This is a genomic window from Boseongicola sp., assembly GCA_014075275.1.
In the GTDB taxonomy this organism is placed as follows: Bacteria; Pseudomonadota; Alphaproteobacteria; order Rhodobacterales; family Rhodobacteraceae.
Genome location: CP046179.1, coordinates 1,073,708 through 1,090,479 on the forward strand (window position 1 = coordinate 1,073,708; position 16,772 = coordinate 1,090,479).

Consider the following 16,772-nt stretch of genomic DNA (forward strand, 5'->3'; position numbering starts at 1 on the left):
CGGACCAGCCCACATGAGCAGAGGAGGTTTGCGTAAATGCTGACCCGCAAACAGTTGGATTTGTTGGAATTCATCCACAAACGTGTCCAAAGCGACGGCGTTCCGCCTTCGTTCGACGAAATGAAAGAGGCTTTGGACCTGCGCTCCAAGTCTGGCATCCACCGTCTGATCACCGCATTGGAAGAACGCGGCTTTATTCGCCGCCTTGCCCACCGTGCCCGCGCGATCGAGATCGTCAAACTACCCGACGCCCTAGATAAGGGAAGCACCTTCGTTCCCAAAGTGATCGACGGTGACCGCCCGTCTGGCGCTCCACCAGCGCAGGCCATGCCCATCGAAGCTCAGGCAATGGAGTTGCCCGTCATGGGTCGCATCGCCGCTGGTGTTCCCATCGAAGCCATTAGCGAAGTCAGCGGTCGTGTTGCCGTTCCTGGCCAGATGCTTTCAGGACGCGGACATCACTACGCCCTTGAAGTCAAAGGCGATTCCATGATCGACGTTGGCATCAACGACGGCGATATTGTGGTCATTCTGGAATCCAAAACTGCCGAAAATGGTGATATCGTCGTGGCATTGGTCGAAGGCCAAGAAGCAACACTAAAACGGTTCCGCCAATCCGGAAACACCATCGCACTCGAGGCTGCCAACCCAGCCTACGAGACACGTCTTTACCGAGATGATCAAGTTAAGGTTCAGGGCCGGCTGGTCGGTCTGATCCGCAGTTACTGAGTCCACAGCCGCGCGCCCTGCCTTTGGCGCGCGGTTTCTCTTCGCAACGTCTCACCTTCAATCCACAGCGCGATCGACCCGGTTTCACGCAGATGGACCACATCCATAACGTCGCATTCAGGCTGTTGTTCAACTTTGACATTGACGACGACCAAGTCACCTTCCCGACACTCCTCCAATGCCAGTGCCGCCGCGCGTTTGCCTGTAGCATGGATAATTACATTATTTCTTAAGGTTGCGATGCGTAGTCGATCCTTTTCCGCAAACATATCTCTGGACGCCGCTTGTCGTTGAGCCACCGGATCTCCATCGTTTTCCAACCAGCCCGACGCCGAAAACCCGTCTCCTCATGGTTTTGACAAAGCGCGGCCATCAACTGTCAGGATGCCTACCAGCCCACCAGAATCGCCAATCAACACCGGAGGCCGCTCAGTTGCTGCCCAGAGCACCATTGCAGCCGCCATACCAACACCTCCAAGCGACTTGCCCCATCCCCGCCACACGGCCACCCAGAGCCCGCTCAGCGCCATCAGCGGAACCACCGCTGAACTGGGAGCAGGAATAAGGCTCAATGCCCCCGGAAACCCTGCAATGGTCTCTGCAACTGCCAATATCCATAGAATGGCGGGTTTCATCAGAAGCAGCCCAATGCTTTGCAATCCAACTGGCCAAAGTACTGCCGCCAACACTGCTCCGGGAATAACAACTGCCGCCATCAACGGAACTGACAGGATGTTTGCCAACAACCCATAGTGTGGCATCTGATTGAAATGCGCCGCCGCAATTGGAGCCGTTGCCAATCCGGCGATCGCGGATGAGATAGCGACCGAAGCGAAGATTCTGAGTGGTTTTGGCCAATGCCGATCCGAATACTCAGCATCGCGCATCCATCCAAACACTGTCACCAAGGCGGTCGTTGCCGCGAATGACATCTGAAATCCGGGACTCAACAACGACTCTGGTCGCAAAACCAGCACAATAAGGGCGGCAATAGCAACAGCCCTCAGCGTTATGGCCCGGCGATCCGCCAATACCGCGACAAACATCACCGAGACCATGATGAATGCGCGCTCTGTCGCAACATTGCCGCCTGACAGCGCAAGATAAATCGCCCCCGACAATACCGCGACGACTGCGGCGATCTTCTTGGTCGAAAATCTGGCCGCAGATGAAGGAACCAACGCCAGTCCATATCGAAGCGCGGTAAATATGAACCCCGTCAACAAACCCATGTGCAAACCAGAAATGGCAAGCAGATGAGCAAGGTTAGATGCTCTCAGCGCTACCAACACGTCCTGATCCATTCCAGACCGGTCGCCAGTAGTCACTGCCGCGGCAAAGGCCCCTGACCGTCCTGGAAGCGCTTGCTGCACAGCCCTCGAAATACGCATCCTGAAGCTGGTAATCCAAAGGCCCATGCCCTCCAATGTCGCGCTCTTCATCAGCAAAACCGGTGTGCGGGTGTATCCGACTGCACCAATACCCTGGAACCATGCATGGCGCTGGAAATCGTATCCTCCGGGTTCAACCGGCCCCGACGGCGGGGAAAGATGTCCCGTCATTCCAATAGTTTGCCCCGGGCGTGGGACAAAGTAACCCTGATCACCATGAAGCGATATCCGCACCTTGGCTGGAGTTTTCGCAAGTGGTATGCGCCCAAGAACCACCTGATCCAACGTCAATCGAACCGCGTCTGACTGCGATCGGTCAATTGCAACGATCCGTCCTTCAATCGGCCCGTAAAACCGATACGACAACTTCTCAGAAGCCACATCGTTAGCGCGCAAAACACCCAAGATTATGCCCGCCGAAAACAAGGCAATCACCGCAATAAGCGGGCGTAACTCCGCCCTCGCGACCAAGCCAAAGAGGCAGGCACCCAAAGCCATCGCGATCAATACCAGCAGTTCGACAAACTCCGGCTCACGTGGAAGGGAAAAATACGTGCCTATGCCGCACGCCAAAGCAACGGGTGCCCAGGGAAACAAATGTCCGCGTTGCCTGTCTAAGATGCCGATAAGTGAGGGACTGAAACGCACCCTTGTCTCCCTTGGGCGCGTTGATTACACCCGGGCGACGTTAAGCCGCTCACGGTTTACAGAAGGTTAATCAAAGATGTCTGATCGCCCCGTCGTGACTCGCTTTGCCCCGTCTCCAACGGGCTATTTGCACATTGGCGGTGCGCGAACCGCCTTGTTTAATTGGCTTTTTGCGCGCGGACGCGGCGGCAAATTCCTGTTGCGTATCGAAGACACGGATCGCGCTCGTTATACTCCCGAAGCAACCGAAGCCATCTATAGGGGTCTTCGCTGGCTCGGCCTTGACTGGGACGGTGACGCCGTCAGCCAGTTCGAAGGCGCCGCCCGTCATGCCGAGGTGGCACGTCAGATGTTGGCGAACGACACCGCCTATAAATGCTTTTCAACGCAGGACGAAATTTCTGCGTTCCGCGAAAAGGCGCGCGCCGAAGGCAGATCAACACTTTTTCGCTCGCCGTGGCGTGATGTTCCCCCAGGGGATCATCCTGACGCCCCTTTTGCCATTCGCGTAAAGGCGCCCCGCCATGGAAGCACGGTGATCCACGATGCTGTTCAGGGCAATGTCACAATCCGCAACGATCAACTGGACGACATGATCGTCCTGCGCTCTGACGGCACGCCGGTCTATATGCTGGCGGTCGTCGTAGATGATCATGATATGGGCGTCACGCACGTCATCCGCGGCGATGATCACCTCAATAACGCCGCGCGCCAGATGCTTGTCTACAATGCTATGGGCTGGGACATACCCATCTGGGCCCATATCCCGCTCATTCACGGCGAGGACGGTAAGAAGCTGTCAAAACGCCATGGAGCGCTCGGCGTGGAAGAATGGCAGGCCGATGGGTATCCCTCAGCCGGCATGCGCAACTATCTCGCGCGTCTAGGCTGGAGCCACGGCGACGACGAATTCTTCACTACCAGACAATCCATCGAATGGTTTGGCATGGAAGGAATCGGAAAAGCCCCCGCCCGCTTCGACACCAAAAAATTACTGAATCTTTCCGGTCAGCACATCGCACAAATGGACGATGCTGCACTCGTAGCAGAAATTCAGAACTATCTGGTCGCGGCCGACAAAGTCCCCTTGTCTGAAGTTCAGGCATCCAAGCTCCTAGACTCCATGTTCTGCCTGAAGGACCGCGCCAAAACCTATCCGGAACTCCTTGAAAAGGCATCATTTGTCCTTTCAGGTCGTCCAGTTGAACAGAACGAAAAATCTTTGAAAGTGCTGGACGAAACAGCGCAGTCGCTCCTCATCGAATTGACGCCGCACCTGCAAAATGTTAGCTGGACCCGCGACACACTAGAGGCGATTGTGCAAAGCCTTGCGGAAGCTCATGAAATGAAGCTCGGCAAGTTCGCGGGGCCACTCAGAGCAGCCCTTGCCGGAAGATCAGTATCTCCAAGTGTTTTCGATATGATGCTCGTGCTGGGCCGGGATGAAACCATCCTTCGGTTAACGGACGCAGCAGACAAGAACGGGTAGTCCCAGCGAGGCATGGGGTTATCCTTGGCAGCACCTTTGCGTGCCGCCCGACCACCACCCCCGCCCCAGCGGGCAAAGAGACAGGGATGACCATGGCCGATAAAAACAAGACAGCGACCCTCAGCTTCAACGGTAAAGAAGTCGAGCTTCCAATTCATTCGCCCACTGCAGGTCCGGATGTCATTGATATCCGCAAGCTTTATGCTCTGGGCGACGTATTCACCTATGATCCGGGCTTCACCTCAACCGCATCCTGCGATTCAACCATCACATTTATTGATGGTGACAAGGGCGAATTGCTCCACCGCGGCTATCCGATCGACCAACTGGCTGAGAAGTCTCACTTCCTCGAAGTTTGCTACCTATTACTCTACGGCGAACTGCCATCCGCGGAGCAACTCGAAGATTTCGAAGTCCGCGTGACGAACCACACCATGCTGCACGAGCAGATGGTGAATTTCTTCCGTGGTTTCCGTCGCGACGCCCATCCTATGGCGATCATGGTCGGGGTTGTTGGCGCAATGTCAGCTTTCTACCACGACTCGACCGATATTTCTGACCCATGGCAGCGCGAAGTCGCCTCGGTGCGTCTGATTGCCAAGATGCCGACGATTGCAGCCTGGGCCTATAAATATCACATCGGGCAGCCCTTCGTGTATCCGCGCAACGATCTTGACTATTCGTCAAATTTCTTGCGCATGTGTTTCGCTGTTCCGGCCGAAGAATATGAAGTAAATCCAATCCTCAGCCGCGCGATGGACCGGATCTTTACGCTTCACGCAGACCACGAGCAAAACGCATCGACATCAACGGTTCGCCTGGCGTCCTCGTCCGGCGCAAATCCATTCGCATGTATTGCTGCTGGTGTTGCTTGCCTTTGGGGCCCTGCCCACGGCGGAGCCAATCAAGCCTGCCTTGAGATGCTGCGCGAGATTGGCACGCCTGATCGCATTCCTGAATTCATTGACCGTGCCAAAGACAAACAGGATCCGTTCCGCCTGATGGGATTCGGTCACCGCGTCTATAAAAACTTCGATCCGCGCGCCAAGGTAATGAAGCAGTCGGCCGATGAAGTTCTCGAACTTCTTGGTATCGACAACAATCCGACGCTTCAGGTTGCAAAAGAACTCGAAAGAGTTGCGATTGAAGACCCATACTTCAAGGAAAAGAAGCTCTATCCCAACGTCGACTTCTATTCCGGCATCATTCTGGATGCGATGGGTTTCCCAACGTCGATGTTCACACCAATTTTCGCGGTTGCCCGGACCGTTGGCTGGATCAGCCAGTGGAAAGAGATGATCGGCGATCCACAAATGAAAATCGGCCGCCCTCGCCAGCTGTATGTTGGAAATCCTGGCCGCGACTATGTGGATGTGAAAGATCGGTAAGGTCTTGCCTTTTAACAGAATAATAAAGGCCCGCGCTCAAATGGCGCGGGCCTTTATTATTTCAATCGGAAGTTAGCGTCCTTCGTATTCCGCAGGCCGTTTTTCCATAAACGCCAGAACACCTTCACGAAAATCACGAGTTTTGCCGCATCTGCCTTGCAATTTGGCCTCAACCAGCAGCTGCGCGTCTAGCGAATTTCCTAAACTGCTGCGCATTGCCTCTTTCACGCCCGCATAGGCCACCGTCGGCCCATTCGCGAGTTTCTCGGCCCGAGCGCGCCACGTCGATTCAAAGTCAGTGTCTTCGACGGCTTCCCAGATCATACCCCATTGAACAGCTTGCTTTGCCGAAACCGGGTCGGCGAACAAAGCCGCCCCCATCGCGCGAGCAAATCCAACTTGTCGCGGAAGCCAATAGGTACCACCGGCATCAGGCAGCAAGCCAATGCGCGTAAATGCCTGTAGAAAAACCGCACTTTTAGAAGCAACCACAACGTCAGTCGCTAAGGCAAGGTTTGCCCCTGCACCTGCCGCCGCGCCATTAACGGCCGCAATGGTGGGCACCGGGCTATCTGTAATCGCGCGGATCATCGGTAAGTATTCATCACGCAACGTGCGTTCGAGGTCAGTGTTGGCCACCGTTGCCTTGTCGCCCAGGTCCTGACCCGAACAAAAAGCATCGCCGGTCCCGGTGATCACAATTGCCCGCTCGGTCCGCTGCGCATCTTTTAACGCGTGCAGGATCTCCGCCCGCATTTGTGTGTTCATTGCATTTTTTACTTCAGGCCGGTCCAATGAAATGACCGCATACCCGTTCTGCCGTGTCAGTCGAATTGTCTGATAGTCCATAAGGTCTTTCCCGCAATCGTTCCCCTTCACATAAGTGAACTAAACAGTTCGGAAAAGGGGAATACGCGCGTTAATCTTTTATTAGTGCGGCCAGACGTTCTTTTTCTTCGGAACTCAGTTCAATTTCTTCGGTTCCGGTGCGTCGCTTGCGGACATAGGCCACCGCAACGGCACCGGCAAATAACAACATTAACGGCCCGGCTCCCCACAGCAATAAGTTGACGCCAGTCGCCCTTGGGTTCAGCAACACATATTCGCCGTATCGCGCAACTATGAAACCAATCGCTTCATCATCCGTATCGCCCGCTAGCAGTCGTTCGCGCACGAGCAAGCGCAAATCCCGCGCCAACTCGGCGTTGGATTCGTCAATACTTTCGTTGCGACACACCAAGCAACGCAACCCCTTGGACAAATCTCTGGCCCGCTCTTCAAGCACTGGATCAGCAAGTATTTCTTCTGGTTCCACCGCAAAAGCTGGCCCTGATGCCAACAGGCATATCGCTGCCAGAATTCGGATCATTCTGCTGGCACCGCCTTTACTTTGCGCCTGGCCGCGGCACCCACCCGATGGCGTCGATCCGTCAGTGACAGCCCGCCGCCTACGGCCATAATAATTGCACCGGCCCAAATCCAATTAGCAAACGGTTTGATATAGGTGCGAACGGCCCAACCGCCATTCACTTGCGGGTCGCCAATAACAAGATACAGATCCCGCAGCACGCCGTTGTCGATGGCCGCTTCGGTCGTTGGCATTGCCGCCACCGGATAGATACGTTTCTCTGGGAACATCACCGCAACCGACTTGCCATCGCGCGAAACATTCAGTTCGGCCATTGTCGAAACGTAATTCGGGCCATCTACATCGATCACATCAACAAGCGTTACGTCGAATTGACCCACGCGAAAAGTCTCTCCAATTTTGGCCACTCGGATATCCTCGATTTCCCAAGCGGTCATCGCTGCAATGCCAATAATGGTTATTCCAAAGCCCGAATGTGCAACGACCCGGCCCAAATCTGCACGCGGCAGCCGCACAGCACGTCTCAGCTTGTCGCCAATGCCACCACGCCCACTGCGCAGCCAAAGATCACCGGCGGCACCCATAACAAGCCAAGCTCCCAACAAGGCACCAACTGGGGCGAGCATGGACCGTTCCGTCTGCACTACCCACACCAAGGCCGCCACCGAAAAAGCTACCAACGCCGCAATCCACAACGGGCGCATGACATTGGCAAATTTGGCGCGCTTCCATGGCAGGATCGAACCAACCGGCAACAACACCGCCAAAAGGATCATAAATGGTGTGAACGCCATGTCGAAAAATGGTGGTCCTACGCTCAGTTTCCGATCCCAGAGCATCTCTGCAACCAACGGCCAAATCGTTCCAACGAAAACCAAAAACGTTGCAACAGCCAATAGGACGTTGTTGGCCACCAATGCGCTTTCGCGGCTAACAACGCTGAACACGCCCTTCGCCTGCATGTTACCGGCGCGCGCAGCATAGAGCGTCAAACCGCCCCCCATGAAAAAGACACAGATTGCCAGTAAATAGACCCCACGCTCAGGATCATTGGCAAACGCATGCACGGACGTCAGCACACCAGATCGCACAATGAATGCGCCAATAAGCGAAAAACCAAAGGCAAGGATTGCCAGCAGAATGGTCCAGCTTTTCAGCGCCTCGCGTTTTTCAACGACAATGGCCGAATGCAGCAATGCGGCCGAGATCAGCCAAGGCATGAAAGATGCATTTTCGACCGGGTCCCAAAACCAAAATCCGCCCCAACCCAATTCATAATATGCCCACCAGGACCCAAGCGCGATACCGATGGTTAGATTGAGCCAGGCCAACAACGTCCAGGGCCGAACCCAGCGCCCCCACGCCGCATCCACCCTGCCCTCAATCAATGCAGCGATAGCGAATGAAAACGCCATCGATAGCCCGACATACCCGATGTAAAGAAACGGCGGATGAAATGCCAAACCAGGGTCCTGCAAAAGTGGGTTCAAATCCTGGCCGTTCATCGGTGGAAACTCCAGCCGAAGGAATGGGTTGGATGTGAAGATTAGAAATACCAGGAACGCCACGCCAACGGACGCCTGAACACCAAGAACACGCGCCCGCAAACGATCCGGCAAATTGCTCCCAAACCACGCGGCCAACGCCCCGAAGAATGCCAGTATCAGGCACCATAACAGCATCGAGCCTTCATGATTTCCCCAAACGCCGGACACTTTGTAAAGCATCGGCTTTAAAGTGTGCGAATTGGCCGTAACCAGCCGAACTGAGAAATCAGAGGTCACAAAAGCATAGGTCAACGCCGAAAATGAAAACGCCAGAAGCAGGAACTGCGCAGTCGCTGCAGGTTCTGCTATGGCCATCCAGCTCCGCCACCCTTTGTGCGCGCCGACCAAAGGCAGAATTGTCTGCACAACGGCCACCATCAGCGCCAGCAGCAGTGCGAAATGTCCAAGCTCTACAATCATTGCCGCTAGATGTAAGCGCTCAAGGGTAGAAGGCCAAGACTACAATTGCGACATCGCAAGAGTTTGAATACGAAGGGCAACTCCCTAGCCGACAAGGCAATAGGCAATACCAAGGCGATCAACCACCCAACGAACACACAGAATCCAGCGACTAGGCAAGGAGTCAATGGAATGTAACGGTCCGATTTAAGTGCAACCAGCCAAGCAAGCGTTAACCCACTCCAGCAACAAGTTAACCAAAATAGATGAAGCCCCATCATTTCTGCGCAGTCCCGCGAATTGCGGCAGTCAGGGAACGTACAGCAACTTCATTCCTTTGGATTGCTCCGTGCAGTCTTGCGCCAATTAGTATCCTCCATGCGAAATCTCTCATCCGAACAATCATGATTTAGGTCCTCGGCATACGCTCTCGGATCTCGGTCGCGATCTCGGTCAAAACCACTGCATTTTTATCCAGAACAGCGCGTGTAGCCTGTTCTTTCTGCACGTCCCTCCACAAAAGAAAGAATACCAACATCACCCAAGGCCCGTGCTCTGCTGCTGCCCTTATGAATTGCTCACTTTCCATGCTTGCGCCTCCATTCCTCAAGGGCTGGATTATCTGCATTTGCGTCTTCGTCGCCCGACACCGTTGCCTTTAGTTGACCCAAAGCTGCAATATTTGAGGCAACCAGAGGCGTATTCGCCAACACGTCGGCAATTCCCTTTTGAAACTCCTGAGATTTGCTTTGGTGACGCGCGCCGAAGTAAAACGAAACGATCGCCCCCATTAGCCACCAAAGTGGTTCAGGCACCAAAGCGACCCCCTGCATTCTTTGCGCAAACCAAACCGGGTCGGTCATTGCTGCGGCAAATAACCCCAAGGTTCCCAATGCGAGCATTGGCCTTGGCAAACGGTTCAATCCATCCATGAAGCGATCAAAAACGCCACGGCGCGGGTGCGAAAATTCGCTTGCAAATTGTGCGAGCACGGACGCTGCCAACTCGGCATCCCGAACGGCTTCAGCTTCAGCGTTTGGACGGAACACTTCGACGGTGTCGCGAATGACATTGCGCTGACTTCCAAAGATCACCCCTAAGATCTGTCCAATCATCCCCATGCCTTGATCCTTTCGCGATGTCCCGTGTCGCTCAGATGAAATCTTGGGGAAATGAACGTCTCAGCGCGCTTGATCCAACCGCCCTTGCCACCATGCTTAGTACGCGCATATTTCCGGCTGGCTGCCCGGCGATCTGCCAGCGCGTAATAATAGTTGCGCCGTTCTATTCCGTATGCGTCCACAAAAAGAATACTTGCCGATTTTGCCGCTGAAGCTGCCGCCATTTTGGTCGCTGGCCCGATATGGCCATCAACCGCGATGTTAAAATCCATCTTCAGCAACAGCTTCTGAAGCAGGCGGACAGCATGGTTTCCCGCATTTACTTGCATGTCAAAAACGCTTGGTTGGACTGCTATAGGCAACCATGAAATGCGCGGTCGATGATAGTATTCGTCGATAAATATGCGTCTTGCCTCAAGGCGCGTCAGGCGTTTCACGTCGTCAGCCGTCACCTGCCCGTCGCCCGTCACATCAAGCCCCAAGCGCCGCATGGTATGGATTGTCACACCAAAATTTGTGGCGCCACCGGGATCATCCGGATCATCCACATACCCGCCTTCGCGCGCAATGATTGCATCGGCAATGGTTTCGACTCTCGACATAATTTCAGACCTGTGCGGGATCAACTGCCGCACAAGGTCCTGCATAACTGTTAACGGAACAGTAACTAACCGTTCGGGTCTTTGTAGACGCCTTGTTCTTTCAGGGCGTCAATGACCTCAGCCGGCATATAAGTCTCGTCGTGGCGCGCCAAAATCTCGCTCGCCTGAAAGACGCCATCGATGTAGCGACCCGTGCCAACCATGCCCTCACCTTCACCAAATAGATCAGGCAAAACACCAGTGTATTGGACAGGTATTACCGCGCCACCATCCGTCACGCTGAAGGAAATGACTTCACCCTGACCGCGCACTAGCGTTCCATCGGCGACCAGCCCGCCTATTCGGAAAACTTCATTCGGCGGCGGCGGCGTTTCGGCGACCTCACTTGGCGAGCGAAAAAACTGCAGCGCATTCGGCGCTGCGATGTAAAATGCCGTAAATGCCGCAACCAGGGAAATCGCGGCCAGCGCGATGATCTGAATACGGCGTTGTTTCTTTAAACCCTTCATGTGCCCTCAAGGATATACCGGAGCCGCCAAGAGCCCCGCAGTTTCGTCTTCCCCTAACATAAGGTTCGCGTTCTGTATTGCTTGACCCGCTGAACCTTTTGTGAGGTTATCTAATGTCGCAACGACAGTCGCCCGACCGTCGATCCGATCACCCACGACGCCGATATGACAGTAATTCGACGCGCGTACGTCTTTCATCTGGGGCACTTCGCCGAGCGGTAACACTTGAATGAACGGCTCGCCCGCGTAAGCCTCAGACAACGTCCGATGCACGACTTCGGCATTGCCCTTAAGATAGTTCGTCAACAAGATGCCCCGCGTGGCCGGGATCAAATGCGGCGTAAACTGAACCCGTACAGGGCGTCCAGCAATTAGCGAAAATTCCTGATCAAATTCGCCCAAATGCCGGTGTTTACCACCCATCGAGTAGCCCTTAACATTCTCAAACAACTCGGCAAATAACAGATGCTCTTTCAAAGACCGACCGGCACCAGAAGCCGCCGCCTTCAAGTCCATGACGATATCATCAAGATCGATAACCGCCTTTTCTATCAGCGGCCGCAACGCAAATTGTCCGGTCGCTGCGTTACAACCTGTGCCAGCAACCAAGGTCGCCCCTGCGATGACGTCACGATAAAATTCTGTCAGCCCGTATACCGCCTCGCGCTGACGTTCCACTGCCCCATGCGGTTGGCCGTACCAAGTCTCATAGTCATCGGGGTCGCGCAGTCGAAAATCAGCCGACAGATCGACAACTTTTAGATCGGCGGGCAGCCCTGCGATAACGGACTGGGACGTTGCATGAGGCAACGCACAAAACGCCAAATCCACTGTAGAAAAGTCCACTTCTGCAATCTTGGAAAGATCAGGCAAGTCCAGGTGGCGCAAATGCGGATAGACAGAAGACATCGTTTGCCCGGCCTTGCGATCCCCCGTCAGCGCCACAATCTCGAACGATGGATGGGTGGCAATAAGCCGGACAAGTTCTGCGCCAGTGTAACCGCTGGCGCCCAGAATGGCGATTTTGTGGGGCATAGGGCCGCTCCCTTGGATTTTCTCAGATGTATGACGATGTCGACGTCGCCGCAATCACGCAGCGTGAAAATCAATGCGTCGTCGCAAAAACCGCGTGGCCTGATCACTGACGCGCTGCGGATCACCAGTGGTTAGATACATCGAAACCTTACCGGGGCCGACCATCTCGGGGCGTCGCCTTAGATAATCCGCCAAACTTTCAGCAACTAAAGATGCCTGACTGTAAACCTTCACGTCCGGGCCAAGTGCCGCCTGAAAATCAGCCTCGACAATCGGATAATGTGTACAACCCAGAATGGCCGCGTCAGGGTTCGGCATTTTGCGTTTCAGGGCGTCGACATGACTTCTGACAAGGGCTTCCGCCAAGATCATATCCCCGTCTTCAATAGCATCAACCACGCCACCGCAAGCCTGCGCCTCGACATCAACACCTATTGCACGGAACGCCAGTTCCCGCTGAAAAGCCCGGCTACTGACTGTTGCAGGCGTCGCGAACAAGGCGACATGTTTTACGTCGACTTCGCGCGGCGGCGAGTTATCGCCCCACTCCCGTTCTGTCAGAGCTTCGATCAGAGGCACAAAAACACCCAGAACCCGTTTGTTCTCTGGCACCCAACTTTCCTGCATCCGCCTTAGCGCCGCAGCACTGGCTGTGTTGCAAGCAAGAATGACCAAATCGCACCCGGCCGCCATCAACCGCTCGGTGCCAGCGACCGTCAGGTTATAAACATCCTCGACGTCACGCGTCCCATAAGGCGTATGTGCGTTGTCCCCGTAATAGACAAACGGAACATCCGGTAACCGTTCCATGACGGCTTTCAATACGGTCAGGCCACCCAGCCCGCTATCAAATATCCCGACGGCCATCGGTTCAAATCCCTTTGCTGCCGATCTTAAATTCGGCGCATGCGTTCAACTATTTCTCGTGCCTCGCCATAAGTCTCTCAAAATGAAATGTCCATCTTGGCACCCTAAATTTGGCCCAGACAACGAGTATCCCGTCAAATTGCTTCCTGCGTCTCGCCAACGGCGCTTTCCCTGCCCGCAGCTTCAAGTTCGTCCAGTAACTTATCGCGGCGCAATGCTGCCTTTCTCGCGTTTTCGGCTTTTACCGGGCCAAATCCAGCAATCTGCAATGGCAGTTCCGCCAAAGCGACAGCAGCTTGGTTACCGCCCCGCCCAGCTTTTAACACCCATTTCATATCGTTTTCATATTGATCGATAAGTGCTCGCTCCATGCGGCGCTCTTTGGCATATCCAAAGGGATCAAACGCCGTTCCACGAACGGATTTCAAGCGTGCCAACATGTGCCACAAGACCTCCATTCGGTCTCCAAATGCTCGCTTCTTGGTTCGGCCATCCGGACCCGTTCCCGACAGAAACGGCGGCGAAAGATGATACTTCAGACGCAAATTCCCGCTAAATTCATCACTGGCTTTTGCCTTTGTGCCGCTCAGTAAGCGTGCAACCTCGTATTCGTCCTTGTATGCCAAAACTTTGTGATAGCCTTTGGCCACCGCCAGCCTAAAAGTTGGATCATCGAACTGATCAACGAATTCTCGATATTGTTTGGCCAGGCCTTGCGACTGGTACTCGATAAGATGCGCCGCACGATGGGAAATAGCATCCACAGACGAAGAAGATTGACCCGACCCCCCGCCCCTAAGCAAGTCGTCGGTTGCCTGTGCGTTCCCAATTGCCCAACGACCAATGTGGAATGCACGCTTGTTGTCCTCGACACTCTTGCCATTCAGTTCAATGGCATTCTCGATTGAGTTCTGCTCCAGTGGCACACGCCCCATCTGCCAAGCAGCTCCAAACAAGATCATGTTCGAATAGATCGCGTCGCCAAGCGCCTTCTGGGCCAGAGCAGTTGCATCCAAAAATGATGCGCTGCCGTCCAAACGCGACCGTATGCGAGACTTAAGGTCTTCGCCGGGAATTCTGAACATCGTGTCGCGAGTGAAATCTCCGGTCATCGTTTCGTGGTTATTCACGACTGCCAATGTACGATCACTAACCGTCAACGCCAACGTCTCGCGCCCAGCCGAAACAACCAAATCGCCACCAAGCAACGTATCGCACTCACCTGATGACACACGAATTGCGCCCACATCTTCCGGGCTATTGCCAATCCTGCAATGGATGTGGACCGCGCCGCCCTTTTGCGCAATCCCGGCCATCTCCATCAAACCAGCGCCCTTGCCCTCAAGATGCGCCGCCATCGAGATGATCGCGCCAATCGTGATGACCCCGGTTCCTCCAATTCCTGTGATGACAAAATTATGGCTACCGGAAATTGCCGGCAGCTTAGGATCCGTCAGATCGCCAATATCGATCTCCGAGGTCGGCTCTTTTTGCAGAACCCCTCCTTCGACGGTAACGAAGGCCGGGCAAAACCCACTCAGGCACGAAAAATCCTTGTTGCAAGACGATTGATCTATTGCGCGCTTCCGCCCGAACTCTGTTTCAACCGGTACAATCGAGACGCAGTTCGACTGAATGCCGCAGTCACCACAGCCTTCGCAAATGTCGGTGTTGATAAACACACGTTTATCTGGATCGGGAAATTCGCCACGGCGACGCCGCCGCCGTTTTTCAGCCGCACAGGTCTGAATGAAGATGATGCCGGAAGCGCCTTCAATCTGGCGATATCTTTCCTGCACTTCCCCCAGTTCGCTCCGCGGATGCCAATCTACATCGCTTGGATAATCGGCGCGCCTGGGTTCTTCCTTTTCATCAAAAACGATCGCTATTCGCTTGACGCCCATGGCCCGCATCTCGTGCGCGACCTTTTCGGGCGGAAGATCACCGTCGTTGATCTGTCCACCGGTCATGGCTACCGCGTCATTGTAGAGGATTTTGTAGGTCATATTGACCCCGGACGAGACTGCGGCACGCACTGCCATCAGACCCGAATGATTGTAGGTGCCATCGCCCATGTTCTGAAAAACATGCTGACGCGATGAATATCGGGCTTCACCGATCCAGTTTGCGCCTTCGGTTCCCATATTTGTGTAACCAGACGTCTCACGATCCATCCACAAAGCCATGATGTGGCAACCAATACCGGCATAAGCGCGACTACCTTCCGGAACTTTGGTCGAAGAATTGTGAGGGCACCCCGAACAAAAATAGGCTTGGCGCGTCGCGATGTCGGTCTGGGACTCTGGCAGACGCATTTCCGCCAATCGCCGCAATGCGCCGCTCATAGCCTCAGTTCCACGCCCTTCTTCTTGAAGTATCGCGCCGATCCTCTCAGCAATGAAACTCGGATCAAGGGTCTGGCTGACTGGGAACAACTCTTCACCATGGCGCAGGCCAACACCGCCCTTGTGCCATCCATAAACCCGCCGCCCTTGCGGGTTATCAAAAATCGCCTCTTTCACCTGCACTTCGATCAGCTTGCGCTTTTCTTCAATGACAACAATTAGATCCAGCCCATCTGCCCACTCCTGAAACGAAGCAACATCCAACGGAAACGTTTGCCCGATCTTATACGTCGTGACGCCCAGCCGTTCAGCCTCAACAGCATCAATCCCCAAAAGTCCAAGCGCATGTTCCAGGTCCAGCCAATTCTTCCCTGCAGCGGTAAAGCCAATCTTCGCACCACTGCGCCCCCAAAAGCGTCGATCAAACTTGTTTGCCCGTGCAAAAGCTTCAGCCGCAAAACGCTTATAATGTGCGATCCGCACTTCCTGCTGGACCCAATGGTCGTTCAATCGGATGTTCAGCCCGCCATCTGGCATCTCAAACTCCGGTGTCACAAACTGCATCCGGTTGACACTTGCATCCACAACCGAAGTCACTTCGACCGTGTCTTTCATCAGCTTCAAACCACTCCAAACCCCTGCAAATCGGCTAAGTGCAAAGCCATAAAGTCCGTAGTCCAATATCTCTTGAACGCCAGCAGGTGACAGAACCGGAATATAAGCATCCATCGCCGCGAAATCGCTTTGGTGGCAGGTGGTCGAACTTTCGCCGGTATGGTCATCGCCCATGGCCATAAGCACACCGCCAGTCGGTGACGTTCCGGCCAAATTGGCATGCCTCAGAACATCTCCCGCGCGATCAACACCCGGCCCCTTCCCATACCAAAGCGAAAAAACACCATCGTGTTTGCCCTCGCCTCGAAGTTCCGCCTGCTGTGTGCCCCAGATCGCCGTCGCTGCGATATCTTCATTGATGCCGGGTTCGAAGATGATCGAGCGTTCTTGCAAGTATGTCTTGGCCCCATGCATTTGCATGTCCAACGCACCAAGCGGGGAACCGCGATACCCACTCACGTATCCGGCAGTATTCAATCCATTGGCCCGATCCCGCTCGGACTGCATCAGCAACAAACGAACCAATGCCTGACTTCCGTTCATCAAAACGCGTGTTTTGGAAAGGTCATACTTGTCATTCAAAGTGACAGAGGAACGGCTCATTCAAGTCTCCAGGCACATTTGACCATAACATAGGTCAATTCTTCTGACCTACAAAATGAATTATCCATCATCTGTGTATTTGCATTACGGTCACCCCAAAGGGTAAGGCATGCTT

13 protein-coding genes and 1 pseudogene are annotated in these 16,772 nt (G+C 54.4%); 3 read left to right on the forward strand and 11 right to left on the reverse strand.

The features are described from left to right. The first annotated feature begins 36 nt into the window (after positions 1-36). Positions 37-729: a transcriptional repressor LexA gene (gene lexA / locus GKR98_05380; protein QMU57681.1), complete on the forward strand. Its 693-nt coding sequence runs from the start codon at positions 37-39 to the stop codon at positions 727-729. On the opposite strand, the pseudogene GKR98_05385 reads toward lexA, so the two are convergent. Further along, positions 723-2,768, reverse strand: a pseudogene (locus tag GKR98_05385) (DUF4131 domain-containing protein). The gene lexA and the pseudogene GKR98_05385 sit on opposite strands and share 7 nt — an antisense overlap. A gap of 76 nt (positions 2,769-2,844) precedes the next feature. Here GKR98_05385 and GKR98_05390 point away from each other — a divergent pair. Together GKR98_05390 and gltA are read left to right on the forward strand one after the other, a co-directional pair. Further along, complete coding sequence (locus GKR98_05390; protein ID QMU57682.1) at positions 2,845-4,257, forward strand: glutamate--tRNA ligase; 1,413 nt, start codon at positions 2,845-2,847, stop codon at positions 4,255-4,257. Between the two features lie 92 nt (positions 4,258-4,349). Then, positions 4,350-5,645: a citrate (Si)-synthase gene (gltA, locus tag GKR98_05395; protein ID QMU57683.1), complete on the forward strand. Its 1,296-nt coding sequence runs from the start codon at positions 4,350-4,352 to the stop codon at positions 5,643-5,645. Positions 5,646-5,717: 72 nt separating this feature from the next. Here gltA and GKR98_05400 read toward each other — a convergent pair whose 3' ends face one another. The 10 genes from GKR98_05400 to GKR98_05445 form a co-directional block, all read right to left on the reverse strand. Next, entirely contained in the window at positions 5,718-6,494 is a 777-nt protein-coding gene (locus GKR98_05400; protein ID QMU57684.1) for a 2-(1,2-epoxy-1,2-dihydrophenyl)acetyl-CoA isomerase, read from the reverse strand. A 70-nt stretch (positions 6,495-6,564) separates the two neighbouring features. Continuing rightward, entirely contained in the window at positions 6,565-7,014 is a 450-nt protein-coding gene (locus tag GKR98_05405; protein ID QMU57685.1) for a cytochrome C biogenesis protein CcdA, read from the reverse strand. Then, positions 7,011-8,981 (reverse strand): heme lyase CcmF/NrfE family subunit, encoded by a 1,971-nt coding sequence (locus GKR98_05410; protein QMU57686.1) that lies wholly within the window; start codon positions 8,979-8,981, stop codon positions 7,011-7,013. The genes GKR98_05405 and GKR98_05410 overlap by 4 nt, the downstream gene beginning before the upstream one ends. Positions 8,982-9,369: 388 nt before the next feature. Further along, complete coding sequence (locus GKR98_05415; GenBank protein ID QMU57687.1) at positions 9,370-9,549, reverse strand: hypothetical protein; 180 nt, start codon at positions 9,547-9,549, stop codon at positions 9,370-9,372. Continuing rightward, positions 9,539-10,081: a carboxylesterase gene (locus tag GKR98_05420; GenBank protein QMU57688.1), complete on the reverse strand. Its 543-nt coding sequence runs from the start codon at positions 10,079-10,081 to the stop codon at positions 9,539-9,541. The genes GKR98_05415 and GKR98_05420 overlap by 11 nt, the downstream gene beginning before the upstream one ends. Continuing rightward, the gene (locus GKR98_05425) at positions 10,072-10,683 is read right to left on the reverse strand and encodes a peptidoglycan-binding protein (protein ID QMU57689.1); all 612 of its coding nucleotides are present in this window, start codon (positions 10,681-10,683) and stop codon (positions 10,072-10,074) included. Before GKR98_05425 ends, GKR98_05420 begins: the two co-directional genes overlap by 10 nt. A gap of 65 nt (positions 10,684-10,748) precedes the next feature. Further along, the gene (ccmE, locus tag GKR98_05430) at positions 10,749-11,192 is read right to left on the reverse strand and encodes a cytochrome c maturation protein CcmE (protein ID QMU57690.1); all 444 of its coding nucleotides are present in this window, start codon (positions 11,190-11,192) and stop codon (positions 10,749-10,751) included. Positions 11,193-11,198: 6 nt separating this feature from the next. Then, positions 11,199-12,227 (reverse strand): N-acetyl-gamma-glutamyl-phosphate reductase, encoded by a 1,029-nt coding sequence (locus tag GKR98_05435; GenBank protein ID QMU57691.1) that lies wholly within the window; start codon positions 12,225-12,227, stop codon positions 11,199-11,201. 54 nt (positions 12,228-12,281) lie between these two features. After that, positions 12,282-13,094 carry a glutamate racemase gene (locus GKR98_05440; GenBank protein QMU57692.1) on the reverse strand — a complete coding sequence of 271 codons (813 nt, stop codon included), beginning with the start codon at positions 13,092-13,094 and terminating at the stop codon, positions 12,282-12,284. Positions 13,095-13,228: 134 nt separating this feature from the next. After that, on the reverse strand, positions 13,229-16,657 hold the full coding sequence (locus tag GKR98_05445) for an indolepyruvate ferredoxin oxidoreductase family protein (GenBank protein ID QMU57693.1): 3,429 nt from the start codon (positions 16,655-16,657) through the stop codon (positions 13,229-13,231). Positions 16,658-16,772 lie beyond the last annotated feature (115 nt).

Coding starts and splice junctions, on each gene's coding strand:
- lexA (QMU57681.1), top strand. CDS start 37: ATGCTGACCCGCAAACAGTTGGATTTGTTGGAATTCATCCACAAACGT.
- GKR98_05390 (QMU57682.1), top strand. CDS start 2,845: ATGTCTGATCGCCCCGTCGTGACTCGCTTTGCCCCGTCTCCAACGGGC.
- gltA (QMU57683.1), top strand. CDS start 4,350: ATGGCCGATAAAAACAAGACAGCGACCCTCAGCTTCAACGGTAAAGAA.
- GKR98_05400 (QMU57684.1), bottom strand. CDS start 6,494: ATGGACTATCAGACAATTCGACTGACACGGCAGAACGGGTATGCGGTC.
- GKR98_05405 (QMU57685.1), bottom strand. CDS start 7,014: ATGATCCGAATTCTGGCAGCGATATGCCTGTTGGCATCAGGGCCAGCT.
- GKR98_05410 (QMU57686.1), bottom strand. CDS start 8,981: ATGATTGTAGAGCTTGGACATTTCGCACTGCTGCTGGCGCTGATGGTG.
- GKR98_05415 (QMU57687.1), bottom strand. CDS start 9,549: ATGGAAAGTGAGCAATTCATAAGGGCAGCAGCAGAGCACGGGCCTTGG.
- GKR98_05420 (QMU57688.1), bottom strand. CDS start 10,081: ATGGGGATGATTGGACAGATCTTAGGGGTGATCTTTGGAAGTCAGCGC.
- GKR98_05425 (QMU57689.1), bottom strand. CDS start 10,683: ATGTCGAGAGTCGAAACCATTGCCGATGCAATCATTGCGCGCGAAGGC.
- ccmE (QMU57690.1), bottom strand. CDS start 11,192: ATGAAGGGTTTAAAGAAACAACGCCGTATTCAGATCATCGCGCTGGCC.
- GKR98_05435 (QMU57691.1), bottom strand. CDS start 12,227: ATGCCCCACAAAATCGCCATTCTGGGCGCCAGCGGTTACACTGGCGCA.
- GKR98_05440 (QMU57692.1), bottom strand. CDS start 13,094: ATGGCCGTCGGGATATTTGATAGCGGGCTGGGTGGCCTGACCGTATTG.
- GKR98_05445 (QMU57693.1), bottom strand. CDS start 16,657: ATGAGCCGTTCCTCTGTCACTTTGAATGACAAGTATGACCTTTCCAAA.